This is a genomic window from Acinetobacter sp. NIPH 542, from assembly GCF_000369825.1.
Taxonomy (GTDB): domain Bacteria; phylum Pseudomonadota; class Gammaproteobacteria; order Pseudomonadales; family Moraxellaceae; genus Acinetobacter; species Acinetobacter oleivorans.
Map to the genome: position 1 here is coordinate 174,117 of NZ_KB850205.1, position 20,591 is coordinate 194,707.

A 20,591-nucleotide genomic window follows, 5' to 3' on the forward strand; every position below is an offset into this window, starting at 1 on the left:
TTAACCTCCCAAATAGATTTTCATAATCTGGTCACCCCATAAAAAGGCAACCCAACCTGCAATGGCAATGTAGGGCCCAAAGGCAAAGGGCTGATTGTCATTGCGTAATTTTAATAAAATGATGCCAATAATTGCACCGAGTAAAGATGACAATAACACAATTAATGGCAGCATCAATGGCCCCATCCACGCGCCTAATGCGGCAAGCAATTTAAAGTCGCCGTAGCCCATGCCTTCTTTGCCTGTAATCACTTTAAATAAGTAATACACAATCCAAAGACATAAAAAGCCAATCAGGGAACCCCAAATGGCTGAGTTAGGCGAGGTGTAAATATTAAAGGTGTTAATGCCCAAACCAAGCGCAGCCAAAGGTAGGGTAAAACGGTCAGGTAGCAGCTGAGTATCAAAGTCTATAAAGGTGAGGGCAATCAGGACCCAGGTCAGGACTAGGCCGAAAAGCATTTGTACGGTTGGACCAAACACCAGGACCACAACCAGTGAAGATGCCATTGTTAATAGTTCAACCGCTGGATAGCGAATACTGATTGGATGCTGGCAATGGCCACATTTACCTTTTAAAACCAACCAACTGATGACTGGTATATTTTGATACCAACGGATGGGCTGATGGCACTCTGGACATGATGAAGCAGGCTTGCTTAATGTCAGTTTTTCATGATCAATGATGGGTTGTTCAGTATTGAGTAGCATTTGACATTCTTGCTGCCAATCTTGTTCCATCATTTTTGGGATGCGATAAATCACCACATTCAGAAAGCTACCAATACATAGGCTCAATAATGCAACTGCAATATAAAGTGCAGTTAAGTTTTGAATAAAATAAGCAATAATTTCTTGCATTATACAACTGAGCCCATTTGGAAAATTGGAAGATACATAGCAATCACCAGACCGCCTACTAGTACCCCTAAAATTGCCATAATTAAAGGTTCCATCATTGAAGTTAAACCATCAACGGCATTATCAACTTCATTTTCATAGTACGTTGCAACTTTATCGAGCATGCTGTCTAGTGCACCAGATTCTTCACCAATTGCGACCATTTGTATAGCCATAGATGGAAAACGATTTGAAATGCGCATCGCAAATTGGAGTTGTTGACCTGTAGCAACATCTTCACGAATTTTCATGACAGCTTGTTCGTAAATAATATTATTGGTTGCACCCGCCGTTGATTCAAGCGCATCAATGAGAGGAACACCAGCTGCAAAAGTTGTTGCTAAAGTACGGCTATAACGGGCAATAATCGCCTTATAAACCAGATCACCAAAGATAGGTAGTTTCAGGGCAAGTTTGTCTAAACCATCACGGAATTTTTTACTACGCTTTTTAGCTTCCAGAAATGCGGCAATGATTATCCCAATCACAAAAATCAGAATGAACCAGTATTCCTGCATCCATTTCGACATATTTACGACCATTTGTGTAAAAGCAGGTAGATCTGCGCCAAAGGAAGAAAACAGATCTTGGAAGACGGGAACTACTTTAACCATCAAAATAATGGTAACAACCACAGCAACCACAATAACCGTTGCTGGATATTTCATAGCTTTCTTAATTTTCTGCTTAAGCAATTCACTCTTTTCTTTGTAAATTGCCACGCGGTCCAGCATGGTTTCAAGCGCACCAGACTGTTCGCCAGACTCTACAAGCGAGCAAAACAGTTTATCGAAGTGCTGAGGATACTTTCTTAGAGCTGACGCAAAAGTACTACCACCTTCAACTTCACCTTTAATACCGAGTACCACCTCGCGCATAGCTGGGTTTTCTAGACCTTCTGCCACAATTTCAAAGCCTTGTACCAGTGGGACACCAGCTTTCATCATAGTTGCAAGTTGCCGCGTGAAAATCGTGATATCGAGGGTTGATACTTTTTTCTTAAATAAACCTTCAAGAATATTTTTACGCTTTTCTCGAATATTACGAACAGTTACACCTTGTTTGCGTAGGGTGACTTTCGCTAAAGCCATATTTTTAGCTGGAAGTTCCCCCTTAATTTTTACGCCTTTACGGTCAACCCCATCATAAGCAAAAGTCGGCATCAATTGTGCCTTTTTGACAGTCATGACATTATCCTTATTTTAAATTGTCTTTTATTCACTGGTTACGCGATTGACTTCTTGTAAAGAAGTAACACCTTGCATAACTTTCTTTAAACCTGAGCGACGTAGATTATTAAACCCCAGTTTTTCAGAAGCGGCAGCGATTTCTAAAGCATTGCCATCTTCCATAATAATCTTGGAAATCTCAGGTGTGACTTTCATTACTTCATAAATACCAACTCGACCTTTGTAACCCTCACGACATTCTGGACAACCGACGGGTTGAAAAACTTGAAAATCGGGATGTGTCAGATCTTGTTCGGTAAAACCCATTTCCAATAGGCTTTGTTTAGGAATGTCAGTAGGTACCTTACATTGAGAACATAGTCGACGTGCCAAACGCTGAGCAATGACCAGATTGACCGATGTTGCAATATTAAAAGATGGAACTCCCATATTGCGTAGACGAGTCAGTGTTTCAGGAGCACTGTTGGTATGTAGCGTGGACATCACCATATGACCTGTCTGAGCTGCTTTAATCGCGATTTCAGCTGTTTCTAAATCACGAATCTCGCCGACCATAATAATGTCAGGGTCCTGACGTAAAAATGACTTAAGTGCAGCTGAAAAAGTCAGACCTACCTTAGGGTTCACGTTAACCTGATTAATGCCTTCAAGGTTAATTTCGACTGGATCTTCGGCAGTAGAAATATTAGAACTTTCAGTATTTAAGATATTGAGGCCTGTATATAAAGATACAGTCTTACCAGAACCTGTCGGACCTGTGATTAAAAGCATACCTTGTGGCTTATCTAATGCTTCCATAAAGAGCGCTTTTTGCTCTTCTTCATATCCTAGAGCATCAATTCCCAGCATAGCACTCGATGGATCGAGAATACGTAGAACTAGCTTTTCACCAAATAAGGTCGGAAGAGAGTTCACACGAAAATCAATTGCTTTAGATTTTGATAGCTTGAGCTTGATACGACCATCTTGAGGGACACGCTTTTCAGAAATGTCCATTTGAGACATCACTTTTAAGCGTGAAGCCAAACGATTAGCCAGTTGCAGAGGTGGATTTGCAATTTGACGCAAAACGCCATCGACCCGATAACGGACCCGATACGATTTTTCATAAGGTTCGAAATGTAAATCAGAAGCCCCCATACGAATCGCATCAATCAATAACTTGTTAATATATTTAACAATAGGTGCTTCATCGCCTTGTGGAGTATCCTCATCCTCTTCTGGAGCAGTTGAGGTATCAAGATCTACATCTAGATCAAACTCTTCATCACTAAACTCGAAATTACTTTCTTCAGTAAATTGCTGTACCAGAATTTTCTCGAGTTTATGGTGCTCGACAATAACTGGCTCAACCATAAGCTTGCTGTTGAAGCGAATAGCATCAATAGCATCAATATTGCTGGGATTACTGGTTGCAACATATAAAATCTGTCCTCTTTGTACGAGAGGCAAGATCCGATGTTTTAAAATCAGTTTCTGATCGACCAAATCTTTAGGAATCTGGCTAGTATCGTAAACGTCCAGATCAAAATATGGTTCAGCAAATTCAATAGAAATTGTCTCAGCTAATAAAGAAGGGGAGAGATTAACCTCTTCAATCAGGTACGCAACAGTATCCTGTTTAGCTCTTTTTGCTGCATCTAGTGCTGCTTGCATGGTCGCTGCCGACACATGTTTTTCTTCGACTAATCGTCGAAAAAACCCCGAAAATTTTGGAGATGTATGTATGACTGACATCTGCCTACCTGTGCTCATATGTTTATAATTGGTATATAAAAAATTATACTTTTGTTATCTAAAATTACTACCTGAGAAAATGATGCTTTCGTCTTGATCCATATATTAAAGCTTGAACCAGTCGAAGTTTTTATTCATTAATTTTTAAAACGCGGAGCTTTAGTCTTAATAAAGTTTTATGACTGTTTTCAAATAGTAGAAAAGATATGAGCAAAGCCGTTAAAGAAAAGTATCTGAAATTTGTAGAAATGCGTGTAGAATGTGCTGCATTTTTGATGAAAGGTGAGCCGTATGTCGGGTTCGACGATTACGCCTTGGGTAGTTGGCAACTGGAAAATGAACCCAATGCGTGCCAATGCCAAACAACTTATAGAAGAATTTAAACAACTATTGCAACAAAACGAAATTGCAGATGAAAGCTGCCATGTCGGAGTTGCTCCAGTTTCTATTGCACTTGCAATGGTACAAACACAATTGCAAGATGCTGCAAAAACAGTATATACAGTTGCACAAGATGTATCGCGTGTAGCAGGTACAGGCGCCTATACTGGTGAAGTCAGTGCAGAATTATTAAAAGATAGCCAAATTAATTTTGTATTGGTGGGTCACTCTGAACGCCGTGATTTGTTAGGTGATAACGTTGAAATTTTGAAGGCAAAACTCCAAAATTCTTTAAATGCAGGCTTAACTGTCATTTATTGTGTGGGTGAAAGTCTCGAACAGCGTGAACAAGATTTGGCAGAGCAGGTTGTATTGCAACAAATCTGTGATATAGCTCCTGTAGTGACTGCAGAGCAATGGCAAAAGCAAATTGTAATTGCTTATGAACCAATCTGGGCAATTGGTACAGGTAAAACTGCTTCACCACAAGATGCACAGGCAATGCATGCTAAAATCCGTGAAGGTTTAAGTCAGATTACTTCTGCGGGTCCAGACATTGCGATTTTATATGGCGGTAGTGTAAAAGCTGAGAATGCAGTCGAGTTGGCAGCATGTCCAGATATTAATGGCGCGTTGGTTGGAGGTGCTTCGTTAAATGCAGCATCTTTTTATCAAATCGTACATGCCTTTGCACAAAGTAAATAACGAGGATAGGGTATGCACTCTTTTGTACTGATCGTACATATTATTTTAGCGGTACTGATGATTGGCTTGATTCTAGTCCAACACGGTAAAGGTGCGGATGCTGGTGCTTCTTTTGGTGGTGGCGGAGCAGCAACCGTATTTGGCGCATCGGGTTCAGCTAATTTCCTTACTCGCCTTACTGCTATTTTAACGGCACTGTTTTTTGTGACGAGTTTAACCTTGGCTGTTTTTGCAAAAAAACAGACTACTGAGGCATATAGTTTGAAATCTGTACAAACAACAGCACCAATTCAAACAACATCGCCTGAAACTTCACCAAATGCACCAAAAACGGGTCAATAATTCGAAATAGGGCTTTCCTTTTATAATTGGAAGGACTAGAATGCGTCCCACAAGCTGCGGTGGTGGTGGAATTGGTAGACACGCTACCTTGAGGTGGTAGTGCCTTCGGGCGTGGGGGTTCAAGTCCCCCCTTCCGCACCAACTTTGAACCAGAAAGTTGAGTGCAAGCAGTTTTTTGATGCGGGATGGAGCAGTCTGGTAGCTCGTCGGGCTCATAACCCGAAGGTCGTTGGTTCAAATCCAGCTCCCGCTACCAAATTGATTAAGGTGCAACTTAATCAGACAGTATCTAGAAAGTTTACATTGACTTTATTTGATATTTGTATATAATTTTTGCACGTTGATGCGGGATGGAGCAGTCTGGTAGCTCGTCGGGCTCATAACCCGAAGGTCGTTGGTTCAAATCCAGCTCCCGCTACCAAGTTTCTTAAAAGAGGCTCACAGACAAGTGGGCCTTTTTGCACAGTGGACTATTGTTTTCTGTGCTATATAGGGGCGATTAACGCCCTTTTTTATTGGTTATCGTATCGCTATCGTGTAGTTTCGACATCAATTGGTCAAATAGTCATGCTTCACTATAGTAGGTCTGTGTCGGTTAAAACAACCGATTGAATCGCACGAGAATGACGAGAGTAAATGAAATTATCAAATAAATCCCAAGCATTGCATGACTTAATTGTTCCTGCAGTACAAGCATGTGGTGTCGACCTTTGGGGAATCGAGTTTCTCCCACAAGGTAAACGTTCATTATTGCGTATTTATATCGACAAAGCGGTAAGTGAAGAAGATGCTGAGCCAGTACTTAATGAAGATGGTGAAGTAGAACTAGGCCGTGGTATTGGTGTACAAGATTGTGTGCGTGTAACACAACAAGTTGGCGCAATGTTGGATGTTCATGATCCAATTTCAGGTGAGTATTCATTAGAAGTTTCTTCACCAGGTTGGGATCGTCCATTTTTTCAACTAGAACAGTTACAAGGCTACATCGGACAACAAATTGCTTTGCGTTTGATTGCAGCAGTAGAAAACCGTCGTAAATTTCAAGCAAAGCTTATTGCAGTAGACCTTGAAAATGAAGAAATTCAGGTTGAAGTTGATGGGAAGCACGTGCTTGAGATCGACAGCAACAATATCGATAAAGCAAACTTGATCTATCAAGATTAAATTTATTAAATTTTATAAGAAATCGGTAGGTGACTTATGGGCCGCGAAATTCTTACCGTTGTTGAAACGGTTAGTAATGAAAAAGGTGTTAGTCGTGAAGCGATCTTCGAGGCTTTAGAACAAGCTCTAGTTGCTGCAACGAAGAAAAGATTTTACGAAGGTACGCATGCTGAAGAAGCTCAGCTTCGTGTAGAAATTGATCGTAAAACTGGTGATTACAGCACATTCCGTCAATGGACTGTTGTGGCAGATGAAGATCATGAAATGCCAGCTTGCCAAGATGCGATTTCTGACCTTGACCCATCTAAATGGTCAATTGGTGATGTTCGTGAACTCGAAGTAGAATCTATTGAGTTTGGTCGTATCGCTGCACAAATTGCAAAACAAGTTATCGTACAAAAAATTCGTGAAGCTGAGCGTGCTTTAGTTGCTGATGCATACGAATCTAAAGTTGGTGAGTTAATTTACGGTGAAGTGAAAAAACAAACCAAAGATGGCTTTATTATTGATTTAGGCGACAACGCTGAAGCTTATCTTGCGCGCGAAGAAATGATTCCTAAAGAAATTCTTCGCCCGAAACAACGTATGAACGCTATTTTATACAATGTGAACCGTGAAGGTCGTGGCGCTCAGTTGTTGTTATCACGCGCTAAGCCTGAAATGTTAATTGCTTTAATGAAAAAAGAAATTCCTGAGATTTCTGAAGAAATTATTGAAATTAAAGCAGCGGCACGTCAACCAGGCGTTCGTGCTAAAATTGCAGTGAAAACAAATGACCATCGTATTGACCCAGTAGGTGCATGTATTGGTATGCGTGGTACGCGTATTCAAGCAGTACAACAAGAGTTAAACGGTGAACGTATTGATGTAGTGGTCTGGTCTGATGATCCAGCTCAGTACATTGCAAGTGCATTAGAACCAGCTGATGTTTCAGGCATCGTGCTTGATGAAGATGCAAGAAGTGCCGATATTATTTTTGCAACCAGCGATCAATTGGCTCGCGCGATTGGCTCACAAGGCCAAAATGTTCGCTTAGCTTCTGATTTAACTGGCTACAAACTCGACATGATGCTTGAAGAAGAGTATCGTGCTCGTCAGCAAAATGAAGCTCAGCAATATCTTGATATGTTTGTATCACGTCTCGATATTGAAGAAGATTTAGCAATGGCATTGGTGGAAATGGGCTTTACCTCTTTAGAAGAGATTGCTTATGTTCCAGCTGAAACTTTTGACGAAATTGAGCTTGATGCTGAATTGGTTGAGTTATTGCAAAGTCGTGCAAAAGAAGCAGCACTTACTGATGCTTTGAAACAGCAAGAAAATATTCAAGAACCGAGCGCAGACCTTCTCACTATGGAAGGCATGACTTCTGAGATCGCTTACTCGCTTGCCGCTCGCGGTATTATTACTGTCGATGATTTGGCAGATCAAGCTACTGACGATATCTCTGATATTGAAGGACTTGATCATGAAAAAGCAGGTCAATTGATCATGAAAGCTCGCGAATCATGGTTTAACTAGGAGATGAAATATGACGGACAAGTCGATTAAAGAGTTAGCTCTCAGTGTAGAACGTCCTGTTGAGAAGCTCCTAGAACAGGCTCGTGAAGCAGGTTTGCCTCAACGTACAGCAGACGACATTATTACCACTGAACAACAGGATACTTTAGTCAATCATTTGAAAAAAGTGCATGGTCAGGAAAGTGGTAACACAGGAAAAATTGCGTTGAAACGTAAAACAACCAGTACCGCTAAAGTTGCAAGTACTTCAGGTAAAGCAAAAACAATTAACGTAGAAGTACGTAAAAAACAGGTTTTTGCTAAACCAAACCCTGAACAAATTGCAGCTGAAGCTAAAGCACGTGCAGAAGCTGAAGCTAAAGCACGTGTAGAACAGCAAACGCGTGACACTGCACAGCAAAACGCGCGTCTTCAAACAGAGCAAAAAGCAAAAGCAACTTTAGATGCGATGCGTGCTGCTCATCAACAAGATAGCGCTGCTCAGACAGCTCCTAAAGCTGCTGTAGTAGTGAAAAAACGTGGTGGTGGTACAGTAAAACCTGCACCAAAACCAGCAGAAACATTAGAGCAAAAGAAAGCTCGTGAAGCACAAACAGCTCAGTTGAAAGCAACTGAAGAAGCTGCGCGTCGTAAAGCGGCTGAAGAAGCTCAGCAACGTACACTTGAACAAATGCGCAAAATGGCGTCTAAGTATTCAAGTGACGAAGCTACTACCACAATTCGTGTGATTGATGATTCTCCACTTGCTTCAGGTCTAGTAGGCCAAGCTTATGAGGATTCATTCAAGCAAGAAGACCGTGAAATTAAACGCGGTGGCGCAACCACTAACCCTCGTGCGGGTAAAAAAGGTGGTCGTCGTGGTCAAGAAGAGCAAAGCTTTGTTAACCATAACAAACGTGGTTTAAAATCAAGCCAAGCTAATAAGCATGGATTTGAAAAACCAGTTAAAAAGCAAGTTTATGATGTAGAAATCGGTTCAAGCATTGTTGTTGCCGATCTTGCTCAAAAAATGGCGATTAAAGTACGTGAAGTTATCAAAACACTTATGAAAATGGGTGAGTTGGTTAATCAGGAACAAGCTATTGACCAAGATACAGCAGCACTTGTTGTTGAAGAAATGGGCCATAACCCTGTTTTAGTTTCTGATACTCAAGCGGAAGATAACTTGCTTGAAGCGGCTGAAGAAGCTCGTGGTGAGCAAACAACTCGTCCGCCAGTTGTTACCATTATGGGTCACGTTGACCATGGTAAAACATCATTGCTTGACCGTATCCGTCGTTCGAAAGTGGCGGCAGGTGAAGCAGGTGGTATTACCCAGCATATTGGTGCATATCACGTTGAAACAGACAAAGGAATCATTACATTCCTTGATACACCGGGACATGCTGCGTTTACTTCAATGCGTGCACGTGGTGCTAAAGCAACAGATATCGTGGTATTAGTTGTTGCGGCAGATGACGGTGTAATGCCACAAACTGCAGAAGCAATTGACCATGCGCGTGCAGCAGGTACTCCAATTATTGTTGCAATCAACAAAATGGATAAAGAATCTGCTGATCCAGACCGTGTGTTAAATGAATTAACAACGAAACAAATCGTTCCAGAAGAATGGGGTGGTGATGTTCCGATTGCTAAGGTTTCTGCACACAGTGGACAAGGTATTGATGAACTCCTTGATTTAATTCTTATTCAATCAGAATTGATGGAATTAAAAGCATCTGCTGAAGGTGCTGCACAAGGTGTTGTTATTGAAGCGCGTGTTGATAAAGGCCGTGGTGCAGTAACTTCTATTCTTGTTCAAAACGGTACATTAAACATTGGTGACCTTGTTCTTGCAGGTTCGTCATATGGTCGTGTACGTGCAATGTCTGATGAAAATGGTAAGCCGATTAAATCAGCAGGACCATCTATTCCAGTAGAAATTCTGGGTCTTCCAGATGCTCCAATGGCAGGTGATGAAGTTCTTGTTGTAAATGACGAGAAGAAAGCACGTGAAGTTGCTGATGCTCGTGCTGACCGTGAACGTCAAAAACGTATTGATCGTCAAAGCGCAATGCGTCTTGAAAATATCATGTCGTCAATGGGCAAAAAAGATGTTCCTACAGTGAATGTTGTTTTAAGAACAGACGTACGTGGTACTTTAGAAGCATTGAATGCAGCTTTACATGAATTATCTACTGATGAAGTAAAAGTTCGTGTAATTAGTTCGGGTGTTGGTGCGATTACTGAGTCTGATGTGATTCTTGCTGAATCTTCAGAAGCTGTATTGTTAGGCTTTAACGTTCGTGCTGATACGACTGCTCGTCAGAGAAGTGACCAAGACGGTATCGATATTCGTTACTACAGCATCATCTATGAATTAATTGATGATGTGAAAGATGCCATGAGCGGTAAACTTGCTCCTGAACATCGTGAAACTATCTTGGGTGTTGCTGAAGTACGTGAAGTATTCCACTCAAGTAAGTTTGGTGCAGCAGCAGGCTGTATGGTACTTGAAGGTGTATTGCATCGTAATAAACCGATTCGCGTATTACGTGATGACGTGGTTGTGTTCCAAGGTGAGCTTGAATCTCTTCGTCGCTATAAAGAAGTGGTTGAAGAAGTTCGTGCCGGTATGGAATGTGGTCTTGCGGTGAAAGGTTATAAAGACATCAAAGTGAAAGATAAAATTGAAGTCTATGATGTTCAATTGATTAAACGGAGTCTTTAATGGCGGGTAGCCAACGCTTAAAGCGCATGGCGGATTCAGTTCAACGCGAGTTATCTGAGCTGATTCGTCAAGAGCTTAAAGATCCTCGCTTAGGTGGTCTAGTGACCATCTCTGCGGTGAAAGTCAGTGCAGACATGGGTTATGCTGAAGTTTATGTCACCGTAATGGGACGTGAGCTTGGCGATGAGCAAAGTGAAGCAGCAAATAAAGAAACTTTAGATGTATTAAATAAAGCTTCTGGTTTCTTGCGTCATGAATTGAGCCGTCGTATCAAGACACGTATTACGCCGAGATTGCGTTTCCATTATGACAAGACGAATGCTTATGGTAACTATATGTTTGGTTTGATCGAAAAAGCGGTAAATGATTTACCGAAACGCGATTCAGACGAAGAACAGTAATATAAAAAATAAAAAAGCCACCTTCGGGTGGCTTTTTTATTGGTGGACTTTTTCCTAGTCTTTAGGAGGGTCCATAGGCGGCTTATTTTGCGAGAAACGCTGTCCAATTTTATAACGGTCCCACGGCAAGGGGCGTTCAATTGACTCAGGAACTTCTCCACTCAATGAGCGCAAACGTAAATGTAGCGCAGCTTGAGCAATTAAATTTGCTGAAACCGGTGCGGTAATAAAAGCTAAAAGTGTGATCAGTAGCTCGGCAAAACCAAAGCGGCCTTGAAAAGCAAAAAAGATCATGGACGCAATCAAAAAACTGCCTAATCCTAACGTACTCGATTTTGTGGGTGCATGTAAGCGCATGAATAAGTCAGGCAAGCGCACCATGCCAATCGAGCCGACTAACATAAAGAAAGCGCCAAAAACCAGAAAGACCGAAACAATAATTTCCATTACGAACTGCATTTTGATCTCTCCTTAATCGATTACGTGACCAGTTGTGAAGTAACGTGCTAAGGCTGCTGTAGATACGAAACCTAGCATCGCAACCAGTAGGGCTCCTTCAAATAAAGACGTCGTCATCCAATAAATGCCTAAAACAACAATGAGGCAAGTTGCATTTAAGAAGAGAGTATCGAGTGCTAAAAGCCGATCTACAATTGATGGACCTATGATCAATCTGAAGAGGCAAAGTAGCATAGAGATTGTAATGGCAATTGAGCTAATACCTAGAGCATAGGGTAGGATGGTCATGCACTTGCCTCCGTTTTGCTTTTTACATCAAAAATTTCCATAAGTGGAATTTCATAACGTTGTTTGATGTCTTCAATATCAGATTCGGTATTATCCGTGCTCAACGCATGAACCAGAATATCTCCACGTTCCTGATCAATGCCTGCAGAAACCGTACCCGGCGTTGTGGTAATGATCATTGCCAGTAAAGTATTAACCTGCTCATGTTCCGTTTCTAATGGCACACGATACCATTTAGGATGTAAATTTTTGGTAGGTCCTAAAACGAGTTTTGCCACTCGAAAGTTAGAAATGACAATATCCCAAAGAACCACAAAGCATAATTTAATAGCTGGTTTCCAGTGAATATGCGGTGTACGGGTGATAAACGGTTTAACTAAACGAGGAATAATTAAACCCAACAGTACTGCCGTCAGAATGTCACTAGCATCAAGACTATGTGACAGCATCAGCCAAAATAAAATGATAAGAACTGAAACAAATGGATGTGGAAACCAGCGTTCAAGCAAATGAGATAACTGCATTTTTATGGCTCCATAGGTTTCAATTGACTTTCATCAACAATGGTAGGCGTTTGTAGTTTGTCCTGTTGCTGAATTTGTCGAAGTTTATATTCCGAAATATGTTCACCATTGAAGGTATCTTTCGAAATAATATCTGGAACGAGGTAAGCATTATGATCTTCAACCTCACCACCATATTTAGTTTCTGGTAAGTAAGCAGGGTCAAATGGTTGCACGCTGATAGCTTCACCATTTTTATCTACTTTAAGAATAGTGCGTTGGTAAAGTGCATGGTCTTGAATCTGCTGGGCAGTACTTAATGTGTAATGCTGAATAGGTGCAGCAAAGACGACATAAGCGATTAAGCCGGCAAGTAACACATAAATCACTTGATCATTACGTGGTGGTGCTCGTTCTGGTAATGCTCGATAAAGAATATAAGCCGGATGAATTGGATCTTCCTCTGGTGGTGTTGCTCGCCAGAACAAGATAAAGCCAACTCGCGTTAGAGCAATAATACTTAATAGGCTCACAACAAGAACAACACCAATGATCCAACCTTGGTAGCTAGCTTCGACTGTCGCTTGTAAAATAAATACTTTTCCAAGAAAACCACTAAAAGGTGGTAAACCCGCGAGCATCATGGCAATCAAGAAATAAGTCACCATCGCTGCTTTTTCTTGTTTGATTCTTGGGGCAACTTTTAAATGATCTTTAAAATCTCCACGTTGCGAAGTTATCCATCCACAAAATAGATAAAAAGCCGCGCCAATCAGCGTACTGTGCACTAAGTAATACAAAGCACCAGACCATGCTTGTGTATTTGACATGGCAATTGCTGTGAGCAATGTACCAATTGAGGAAAGTACCATAAAGCCGACAAAGCGACGTAAACGATCTGCTCCAATTGCTGCAATTACACCGTATAGTGAGGTAATCAAACCAATCGGAAGTAACCAGCTTTTTAAGATTTCTTGACTAAGTGCATCGTCAAATACGGTTCCATTTACACGCAAAATCGAATAGATTCCGACCTTGGTCATAATGGTGAAAATTGCAGCCACCGGTGTACTTGCAACAGCATAAGTTTTTGGTAGCCAAAAACCTACAGGAAGCATCGCTGCTTTAATGCCAAACACTACAAATAAAAGTAGGGCACCTGCTACGGCTAATTTGTGTTGATCTGCTTCAAGTGTCGGAATAAGACGTGAAACATCCGCCATGTTGAGGCTACCTACACTGCCATAAATCATACCAAGGCCGATTAAGAATAGGGCAGAGGCTAGAAGATTGATAATGACATAGTGAACACCAAGCTGAAAACGTGGTTTGCCTTGCCCATGTAAAAGCAAAACATACGAAGCCATCAACAAGATTTCAAAAAAGACGAAAAGGTTAAATAAATCGCCTGTTAAAAATGCTCCGCAGATACCCATTAATAAAAAATGTACCATGGCATGGAAATATCGACCACGGGTATCCCAATTGTCGCTTGCATACCATAGAACTGGAACGACTAATGCATAGGTCAGTACCAGCATAAAAGCAGAAAGACGATCTAATACGAGCACAATACCAAACGGTGCTGACCATTCACTTAGCTGGTAAGTGGTAATTTGGCCTGTGCTTGCAAAGCTTAAATATACAATTGCGGTAACTAAGCCAGCAATTGCAGAAACAAGACTAATGCCACGACGCCATGGTTGTCGCCAGTCATCTTTTAAAGCACCTGCACCTGGGTTGCCTAGCAGTAATAAGATAAAAGCAGTGAATGCCGGAATGAGAATGCTAAAAATCGGCGCATGTTCTTGCCAGAAAGATAAAAAATCAAACATTACGGCTCATCCTCACGTGGGTCGTATGTTGGAGAGATGTCTTCTTTAGCATCAACATGATCACTACCTGATTCATAACGGCTACGCAGTGCCAGTTGTACAATAAAAGCGGTGGTTGCAAAACCGATCACAATGGCTGTTAACACCAGTGCTTGAGGAAGTGGATCGGTTATTTTTGTTGTCTCGGTTAAAATCGCGGGTGAGCTAATTTGTAATCGGCCCATCGCAAATAAAAATAGGTTTACAGCATAGCCAATTACAGCTAATCCAAGCACGACAGGGAAAGTACGAGCACGTAAAATCAGATAAATACCTGTGGCAACAAGTAAACCAATCGCAGAAGCCAATAAGAATTCTAAACTGATCATGATGATTCCTCCCGATGTGGTACTACAGGACCAGACATACTTGAGTGGCGAGAGTCTCCCAATACCGAGATGAGCAACATCGTTGCACCAACCACGGTGATATAAACCCCTAAGTCAAAACTCGCAGCCGAAGCCAAATGTAGTTTTCCTAAAATTGGTAATTCAACATAGACGTGCGCACTAGTTAGGAATGGGCGTAACCAGAACCATGCAGCTACACCAGTAAGCCCAGCAATAGTTAAACCTGAACCAATCCACACTTCGTAAAGACGACCTGATTTTGCTTTAAGTAATTGTTCTGTCTGGTCTTGACCTAGCGCAATATATTGAATGATTAACGCCATTGAGGTGATTAGACCTGCAATAAATCCACCACCTGGATAGTTATGGCCTCGCATAAAGATATAAACACTCACGACAAGCGCCAATGGTAATACCCAAGAAGCTGTAATACGGAACATGAGTGGAGATGGATTAAAACGGTAGGTGAGACCTTGGGTTATGGTTGTACCATGTACACGCATACCATCCATGAGGCAAAGTGAACCAATAGCAGCAATGCCTAGTACCGTAATTTCACCAAAGGTATCGAAACCACGGAAGTCAACTAAAATGACATTTACAATATTTGAGCCACCACCCAGTGGTAAAGACTGCTGCGCAAAGAACCATGAAATCGAATTATGATCACGGGTTAAAATGAGCCACGCGATCCAGCCTATTCCTAAGCCTCCAATAATCGCTAAAGCAGCATCTCTTAAACGTCTAGAGCGAAGAGATTCATACGGGGTTAGCTGTGGAAGTAAAGATAAACTCATTAATAGAAGAACAGTGGTTACAACATCCACGGTAATTTGAGTCAGTGCTAAATCTGGTGCTGACATGGTAACAAACACCATTGTTACCACTAAACCAATTGCACCACTAATAAGGACTGCTTTAATACGCTCATGATGGAACCACAGCATCATCCAGCAACCTGAGAACAGGGTTAGCCATAGAACGATGGCAATCCATGGGGCATGGGTAAGTTCACGTGTGCCTGTAGTGAGTCCTTGATTAAGTAGAGGCATAGTGACCATGATGACGCTAAAAGCAATGATCAAGAACAAGTAACTTTGCAGTGAGCCATTTTCAGTTTTTTGTTTGATTTTTCGGCTTGTAAGCAACAGATGTTTTAAAAATAAATCAAATAAAATGCGGCCTTGTAATCTACCAAGACGTGGGTCAAGGTCAATTTTACGAATCATGCCATCTTTTGCCAAAGCAAAATAGAACAGTGAGCCGCCGACTAAAGCAATAATACTCATCACAAGAGGAGCATTGAATCCGTGCCAAATCGCAAGATGAGTTCCTGCAAACTCTGGTTGCATCAAGCTTGCTCTGGTTACGCTATTTACTAGTGGTTCTACCAACAAAGAAGGTAAAACACCGACCAAGATACATAGCACAGCAAGAAGAAGGGCTGGTGCGCGCATGCCCATAGGCGGTTCATGTGCATCTTTATTTGGCACTTGCTTACCAATTGGACCATCAAAAAACACGCCGTGTACTAAGCGAATTGAATAACTCACTGCAAAAATACCAGCAAGCGTTGCAATGATGCTGGCAAAGATAACTGCTGAACCTGAAAGATTCGCCAATAGCTCGGTAAAGAACATCTCTTTAGAAATAAAGCCATTGGTGAGCGGTACACCTGCCATAGAGGCAGCGGTAATCATGGTTAATGTGGCAGTGAAAGGAAGTAATTGCCAAATTCCACTGAGTTTTCGAAGATCACGTGTACCCGTTTCATGGTCAATGATCCCTGCAATCATAAAGAGTGCAGCTTTAAATGTTGCATGGTTAATAATATGAAAAATAGCAGCAGCAACTGCTAAAGGCGAACCGATACCAAGTAAACAAACAATGAGTCCTAAATGACTAATCGTTGAATAGGCTAACAGTCCTTTTAAATCTTCTTTAAAAATGGCAAAACATGCGGCCATGCAAAGTGTAAACAGGCCGATAAATGTCACGATATTGTGATAGATCGCAGCGCCTACAAAAATTGGTAGTAAGCGGGCAAGTAGAAAAATCCCGGCTTTAACCATGGTCGCAGAGTGTAGGTAAGCGGACACCGGTGTTGGCGCTGCCATTGCGTTAGGTAACCAAAAATGAAATGGAAACTGAGCACTCTTCGTAAATGCACCAAGCAAAATAAGCAATAGCATTGGAACAAATAGAGCATGGGCTTGAATAGCGTCTTTCATGCCCGTGATGTCACTAATTTCATAGGTTCCGGTGATTTGCCCTAATAGAACAAATCCACCCAATAACGCCAAACCGCCCATCCCTGTAATGGTGAGCGCCATTCGAGAGCCGCGTTGCGCAGCTTCGTAATGACTCCAGTAACCCACTAACAAGAAAGATGAAATACTGGTGAGCTCCCAAAAGACTAATAAAATAATAAGATTATTAGAGAGCGAAATACCCAGCATTGCTGCCATAAACAGCATGAGTAAAGCATAAAGTTTGCTTAAAGAATTTTTAGGGCCAAGATAGTAATAGGCGTATATATAAATGAGGGTACCGATACCGGTAATAAGTAAAGAGAATAGTAAACCAAGAGCATCGAGTCTGAAGCTTAGATTAATTCCTAATTGAGGTAACCAATCCCAGCTTTGTTGAATGCTTGCACCACCAAGCACAGTTTTAGCTTGAGTCAGTAATAAGCCAAAACTGGTTAAACTGACTCCAATTGCCCCTAAAGCCGTTACTCCACGCGAGAACCGTTGAAGCAATGAAACAAGGGTGGTGCCTAATATTAACGGTAATAAGATAATTATCGGTAGCACACTCGTATCCATATGTGATTTAGGCCGAAACCTAAAGGTGAATTTTTAATTTCAGAATAGATAGGAATTCAAAGAGAGTTCCAAGACTTTGTTATTCTGAAAACCCAACCAAATTAGAAAATAAAGCGAGAAACAAGTTGTATTGCGCAACTTGAAGAATAAAAACGCAAAATGAAATTTATTGTACACTAAAAAAGCAGTAAAAATCTGATGTTATTACATGTAGTAACAACATCTAGTTATTTTTAAAGCTAAAAAACCTGACTTAACCATATATTTTGTGACTCTGCTTTTTAATTATAAAAAGAGAGCCGATTGATTATAAAATTTAAACAGAAGGACTTTCTTCTGGTGTGTCTCCTGCATGAATCATGCGTAGCAATTCGTTTTTTTGTTGTTCATTTAAACCCTGAATTTGCTGAAATAAAACATCAACCTGTGCTGGAGAGGGCGTAGGGTCTACTAAGCTTGGAAGCTGTGCTTCTATATGTGGAACTAATGACTCACTTCTTTGGAGTAATGTATAGATGTGTTCAAGCTGTTGTTTGGTGGTATTTAAATCAAGATGGCTAATTTTACCATGCTCTAATTTTAAACATTGATAAGCCGAGGCATGTTCTAATAACTCTTCACGACTTCCAGTTGCAATAATTTGTAAGCGTGGAAATGCTTGATGTAGTTTGTTTAAAATTTCTGAACAATGCTGTGCATCGAGTTGTGCGTCAATTTGATCAATCAATAAAATTCCTTCACCTTCAAGGCAAGGATTTAGGCTTAACGGATTGAGTAAACAGAGCCTGCGGGCAATATCGCCGACTAAAGCAATCCATGTTTTTGTGGTGTTGGAAAGTTGCTGAAAAGGTAGGGTTTGGCCATCATAGTCAGCCATAAGTTGAAGCCTAGGCTGATATTGTAAATATAAGTCTTTGAGCTCAGGCAAAACAATATTTAATGCATTTTTAAGAGCGTAGAGGTTAGGTGCGGTGAGCTGTTTAGGCTGCCCAGATAACTCTTTTTGAAGTTCACTTAATAGTTCTGTCTGATCTTGTGGATCTAATTGCTTAGATTTAATGCGTTGTACTAAATGTGCAGCTTGAGCATTTTCGATATCACTAATTTCACGTAACCATTCAAAAAAACGAGTGAAGGTGGTGAACGGAACTGGACTAATATCATAGGCTGAAATGGCTTGAGTTATGCCAGGTAAATTTTTATTGAGCAGATTAATATCATTTACAAATCGCTCGGCTGGGTAGTAAGCGATTAAGGGTAATCCTTGTAATGGATCTTTTTTGATGACTTGTTGATAAAGGGCCATAGTCTGGTCAAGTTGTTGAGTTTCAACTTGGCTGATTCCAATGCCACTTGAATTTAGGGTTTTAAAAAGTTTCCAGCTACACAGAGAAGAATCTACCTCTTGTGCAGAAGTACTTTCTGGTAAAGAGCCAATTTCTGGTGGAACTTGAAGGGTCACTTCGATTTTTGACTGTAAACGCGATTGAGTAATGTCTTGGTCAGGCATAACAATACCGGGACTACGTAAATCTTTAAAACGGGCAGGGAACCAAGTTAGAGCATGGTAAGTATGTTTGAGTAACATACTTTTACCCGTTGCTTGTTCACCTAAAATTAGGGTAATCGGCTGTTTTTCATATTGAAACTGTATTTTAAGATCGTGAAACAGAGCAATATGTTTAAATTGGATAGATTCAAGTTGCATAGGCTCACCTAATTATGAGCGCTTCAACCAACTGATTGACGAAGACTTAAAGGCGCCCTTAGTTTTAATTGTTGTATCAGATCATAAAGATGATGGATATTTAGACTTACTTTAGCACGAGTACAGGCAACGTAAAGTAATCTTAACTCTTCATCACTAATCTTGTGTTCTAAGCCATTAATTTTAAATTGATAGTCATCTTCAATATGAACGCGATTCCATTCTAGCCCTTTCGCTTTATGAGCTGTAGAGATGACATAATCAGCTTGCTCAAGTGGAGTAATCTTTGCAAGTGCTTTTTTTAGCGGGTCAGTGCCGTGATCATCAACCAGTTTAACCAATGGTTTAATGTCACTTCCCTCATTGGTTTCACAGTACTCATGTACATCATGCCATGAGTTAAACCATGCCAATTCAGGAACGTCAGTAACTCGTTTTCCTTGCTTTAAAAGACTTGCGGCGTCTACAAAACGGTTTAGCTTTTGATGATCCGCCTGCAAACTCACTTTGTCGCCGTGAACTAAGCCTGCTAATAAAAGTTCCATTGCACGAGCATTGGTGCGGCATAAAATCGCATCACGCATTTTGGTATGCGGTTTATTCACTACACTTGATTTCTGGTTTGGATTACCAAGTAAGGGAACAGTTTCATTTAAACCGCCCAGCAGTGCATTGGCCACATCGGCAATCGTTTCGCCAAAACGAAAAGAAGTGGTTAACCGAGATTCCGGCAAGGGCAATTGTTGCATGGCATTAATTGCACCACGCCAAGCGTAGATTTGTTGATGCGCATCACCGACATAAATAACTTGAGTATTTTTTTGGCGAAGCAAAATGCCTAGCATTAGAGGGTCAGCATCTTGTGCTTCATCAAACAAGACGTAGTCAGTAGGAATGTTTGGCTCAGACAATGCCCAAAGTTTGAGATAAATGTCATGCCCAATACCAGCTTGATGGTTTTGGTCAATCGATTCTAACCAACGTCGTTCCACAGCAGGGTAAAGGTGATTTTGTAATTCGATAATATCGTCTGGATGCAACCAGTTGGGCGCCTGAATATGTCGAGGTGCCGGATATTGAGAGCTTGTTGAACAGAAATAGCTCACTGCATTTGCGACAAGACTCGCTAGACGGCTTGGCATTAAGACATATTTTTCGTAACGCCCGCCCATCATGCGTCGCAGCGTAATGGGTTCTAGTCGATATTCTTTAGCAATAAAGCTTGGACTTAAGCGAGGTAGGCGTAATTTATCGGTTACACCACGTGGCACACTACGAAAAGCAAGCGAGTGAAAAGTACGGCAGTCTACATTACGATGAAATTTATTTTGTGCTTCACCAGCAATAGCTTTGTTAAATGCTAGATACATACCACGCCGTTCAGGCATGGCATCGCTAATCATTTGTAAAGTGGTGGTTTTACCTGTGCCCGCATAGGCAATCACTTTAAATGATTGCCCAAGACGTGCGTTATCTATGGCAATTGCTTGCTCATAGGTTGCTTTAGGTTTTTCAATATTCGACACTGAG

The 20,591-nt window shown here is 41.1% G+C and carries 17 protein-coding genes and 3 tRNA genes; 9 read left to right on the forward strand and 11 right to left on the reverse strand.

Features of this window, described 5'->3' with window-relative positions; translation table 11 throughout:
- The 3 genes from F886_RS20650 to pilB are packed head-to-tail and all read right to left on the reverse strand — an operon-like array spanning nucleotide 1 to nucleotide 3,827.
- The gene (locus F886_RS20650) at nucleotides 1-861 is read right to left on the reverse strand and encodes a prepilin peptidase (protein WP_005301822.1); all 861 of its coding nucleotides are present in this window, start codon (nucleotides 859-861) and stop codon (nucleotides 1-3) included.
- Entirely contained in the window at nucleotides 861-2,087 is a 1,227-nt protein-coding gene (locus tag F886_RS04190; protein ID WP_005301826.1) for a type II secretion system F family protein, read from the reverse strand. Before F886_RS04190 ends, F886_RS20650 begins: the two co-directional genes overlap by 1 nt.
- Before the next feature lie 27 nt (nucleotides 2,088-2,114).
- Nucleotides 2,115-3,827, reverse strand: coding sequence for a type IV-A pilus assembly ATPase PilB (gene pilB, locus F886_RS04195; protein WP_005301829.1), 1,713 nt, complete (start codon nucleotides 3,825-3,827; stop codon nucleotides 2,115-2,117).
- A 291-nt stretch (nucleotides 3,828-4,118) separates the two neighbouring features.
- On the opposite strand from pilB, the gene tpiA reads away from it, so the two are divergent.
- The 9 genes from tpiA (at nucleotide 4,119) to F886_RS04240 (ending at nucleotide 11,051) form a co-directional block, all read left to right on the forward strand.
- Nucleotides 4,119-4,913: a triose-phosphate isomerase gene (gene tpiA, locus F886_RS04200; RefSeq protein ID WP_005301831.1), complete on the forward strand. Its 795-nt coding sequence runs from the start codon at nucleotides 4,119-4,121 to the stop codon at nucleotides 4,911-4,913.
- 12 nt (nucleotides 4,914-4,925) lie between these two features.
- Entirely contained in the window at nucleotides 4,926-5,255 is a 330-nt protein-coding gene (secG, locus tag F886_RS04205) for a preprotein translocase subunit SecG (protein ID WP_004795012.1), read from the forward strand.
- Nucleotides 5,256-5,311: 56 nt separating this feature from the next.
- Nucleotides 5,312-5,396: transfer RNA gene (locus F886_RS04210), tRNA-Leu, on the forward strand.
- 38 nt (nucleotides 5,397-5,434) lie between these two features.
- Nucleotides 5,435-5,511: transfer RNA gene (locus tag F886_RS04215), tRNA-Met, on the forward strand.
- Nucleotides 5,512-5,599: 88 nt separating this feature from the next.
- Nucleotides 5,600-5,676 (forward strand) — tRNA-Met (locus tag F886_RS04220).
- A 215-nt stretch (nucleotides 5,677-5,891) separates the two neighbouring features.
- The gene (gene rimP, locus F886_RS04225) at nucleotides 5,892-6,419 is read left to right on the forward strand and encodes a ribosome maturation factor RimP (protein ID WP_004795010.1); all 528 of its coding nucleotides are present in this window, start codon (nucleotides 5,892-5,894) and stop codon (nucleotides 6,417-6,419) included.
- A gap of 36 nt (nucleotides 6,420-6,455) precedes the next feature.
- Nucleotides 6,456-7,940 carry a transcription termination factor NusA gene (gene nusA, locus F886_RS04230; RefSeq protein WP_003654584.1) on the forward strand — a complete coding sequence of 495 codons (1,485 nt, stop codon included), beginning with the start codon at nucleotides 6,456-6,458 and terminating at the stop codon, nucleotides 7,938-7,940.
- Between the two features lie 10 nt (nucleotides 7,941-7,950).
- The gene (gene infB, locus F886_RS04235; protein ID WP_005301836.1) at nucleotides 7,951-10,650 is read left to right on the forward strand and encodes a translation initiation factor IF-2; all 2,700 of its coding nucleotides are present in this window, start codon (nucleotides 7,951-7,953) and stop codon (nucleotides 10,648-10,650) included.
- Nucleotides 10,650-11,051, forward strand: a complete 402-nt coding sequence (locus F886_RS04240; protein WP_005301838.1) for a ribosome-binding factor A — start codon at nucleotides 10,650-10,652, stop codon at nucleotides 11,049-11,051. The genes infB and F886_RS04240 overlap by 1 nt, the downstream gene beginning before the upstream one ends.
- A gap of 54 nt (nucleotides 11,052-11,105) precedes the next feature.
- Here F886_RS04240 and F886_RS04245 read toward each other — a convergent pair whose 3' ends face one another.
- The 8 genes from F886_RS04245 to F886_RS04280 all read right to left on the reverse strand — a co-directional run bounded on the left by F886_RS04245 (nucleotide 11,106) and on the right by F886_RS04280 (nucleotide 20,587).
- Complete coding sequence (locus F886_RS04245; protein WP_005301841.1) at nucleotides 11,106-11,510, reverse strand: Na+/H+ antiporter subunit G; 405 nt, start codon at nucleotides 11,508-11,510, stop codon at nucleotides 11,106-11,108.
- 12 nt (nucleotides 11,511-11,522) lie between these two features.
- A complete protein-coding gene (locus tag F886_RS04250; protein WP_005301843.1) occupies nucleotides 11,523-11,798 on the reverse strand; it encodes a monovalent cation/H+ antiporter subunit F in 276 nt (91 codons plus the stop codon).
- Nucleotides 11,795-12,322 carry a Na+/H+ antiporter subunit E gene (locus F886_RS04255; RefSeq protein WP_005301847.1) on the reverse strand — a complete coding sequence of 176 codons (528 nt, stop codon included), beginning with the start codon at nucleotides 12,320-12,322 and terminating at the stop codon, nucleotides 11,795-11,797. The genes F886_RS04250 and F886_RS04255 overlap by 4 nt, the downstream gene beginning before the upstream one ends.
- 2 nt (nucleotides 12,323-12,324) lie before the next feature.
- Nucleotides 12,325-14,136, reverse strand: coding sequence for a monovalent cation/H+ antiporter subunit D (locus F886_RS04260; protein WP_005301850.1), 1,812 nt, complete (start codon nucleotides 14,134-14,136; stop codon nucleotides 12,325-12,327).
- Nucleotides 14,136-14,504, reverse strand: coding sequence for a Na+/H+ antiporter subunit C (locus F886_RS04265; RefSeq protein WP_003654595.1), 369 nt, complete (start codon nucleotides 14,502-14,504; stop codon nucleotides 14,136-14,138). The genes F886_RS04260 and F886_RS04265 overlap by 1 nt, the downstream gene beginning before the upstream one ends.
- The gene (locus tag F886_RS04270; RefSeq protein ID WP_034590839.1) at nucleotides 14,501-17,353 is read right to left on the reverse strand and encodes a monovalent cation/H+ antiporter subunit A; all 2,853 of its coding nucleotides are present in this window, start codon (nucleotides 17,351-17,353) and stop codon (nucleotides 14,501-14,503) included. The genes F886_RS04265 and F886_RS04270 overlap by 4 nt, the downstream gene beginning before the upstream one ends.
- A gap of 316 nt (nucleotides 17,354-17,669) precedes the next feature.
- Complete coding sequence (locus F886_RS04275) at nucleotides 17,670-19,061, reverse strand: AAA family ATPase (protein WP_005301857.1); 1,392 nt, start codon at nucleotides 19,059-19,061, stop codon at nucleotides 17,670-17,672.
- A 23-nt stretch (nucleotides 19,062-19,084) separates the two neighbouring features.
- A complete protein-coding gene (locus F886_RS04280; RefSeq protein ID WP_005301860.1) occupies nucleotides 19,085-20,587 on the reverse strand; it encodes a UvrD-helicase domain-containing protein in 1,503 nt (500 codons plus the stop codon).
- Nucleotides 20,588-20,591 lie beyond the last annotated feature (4 nt).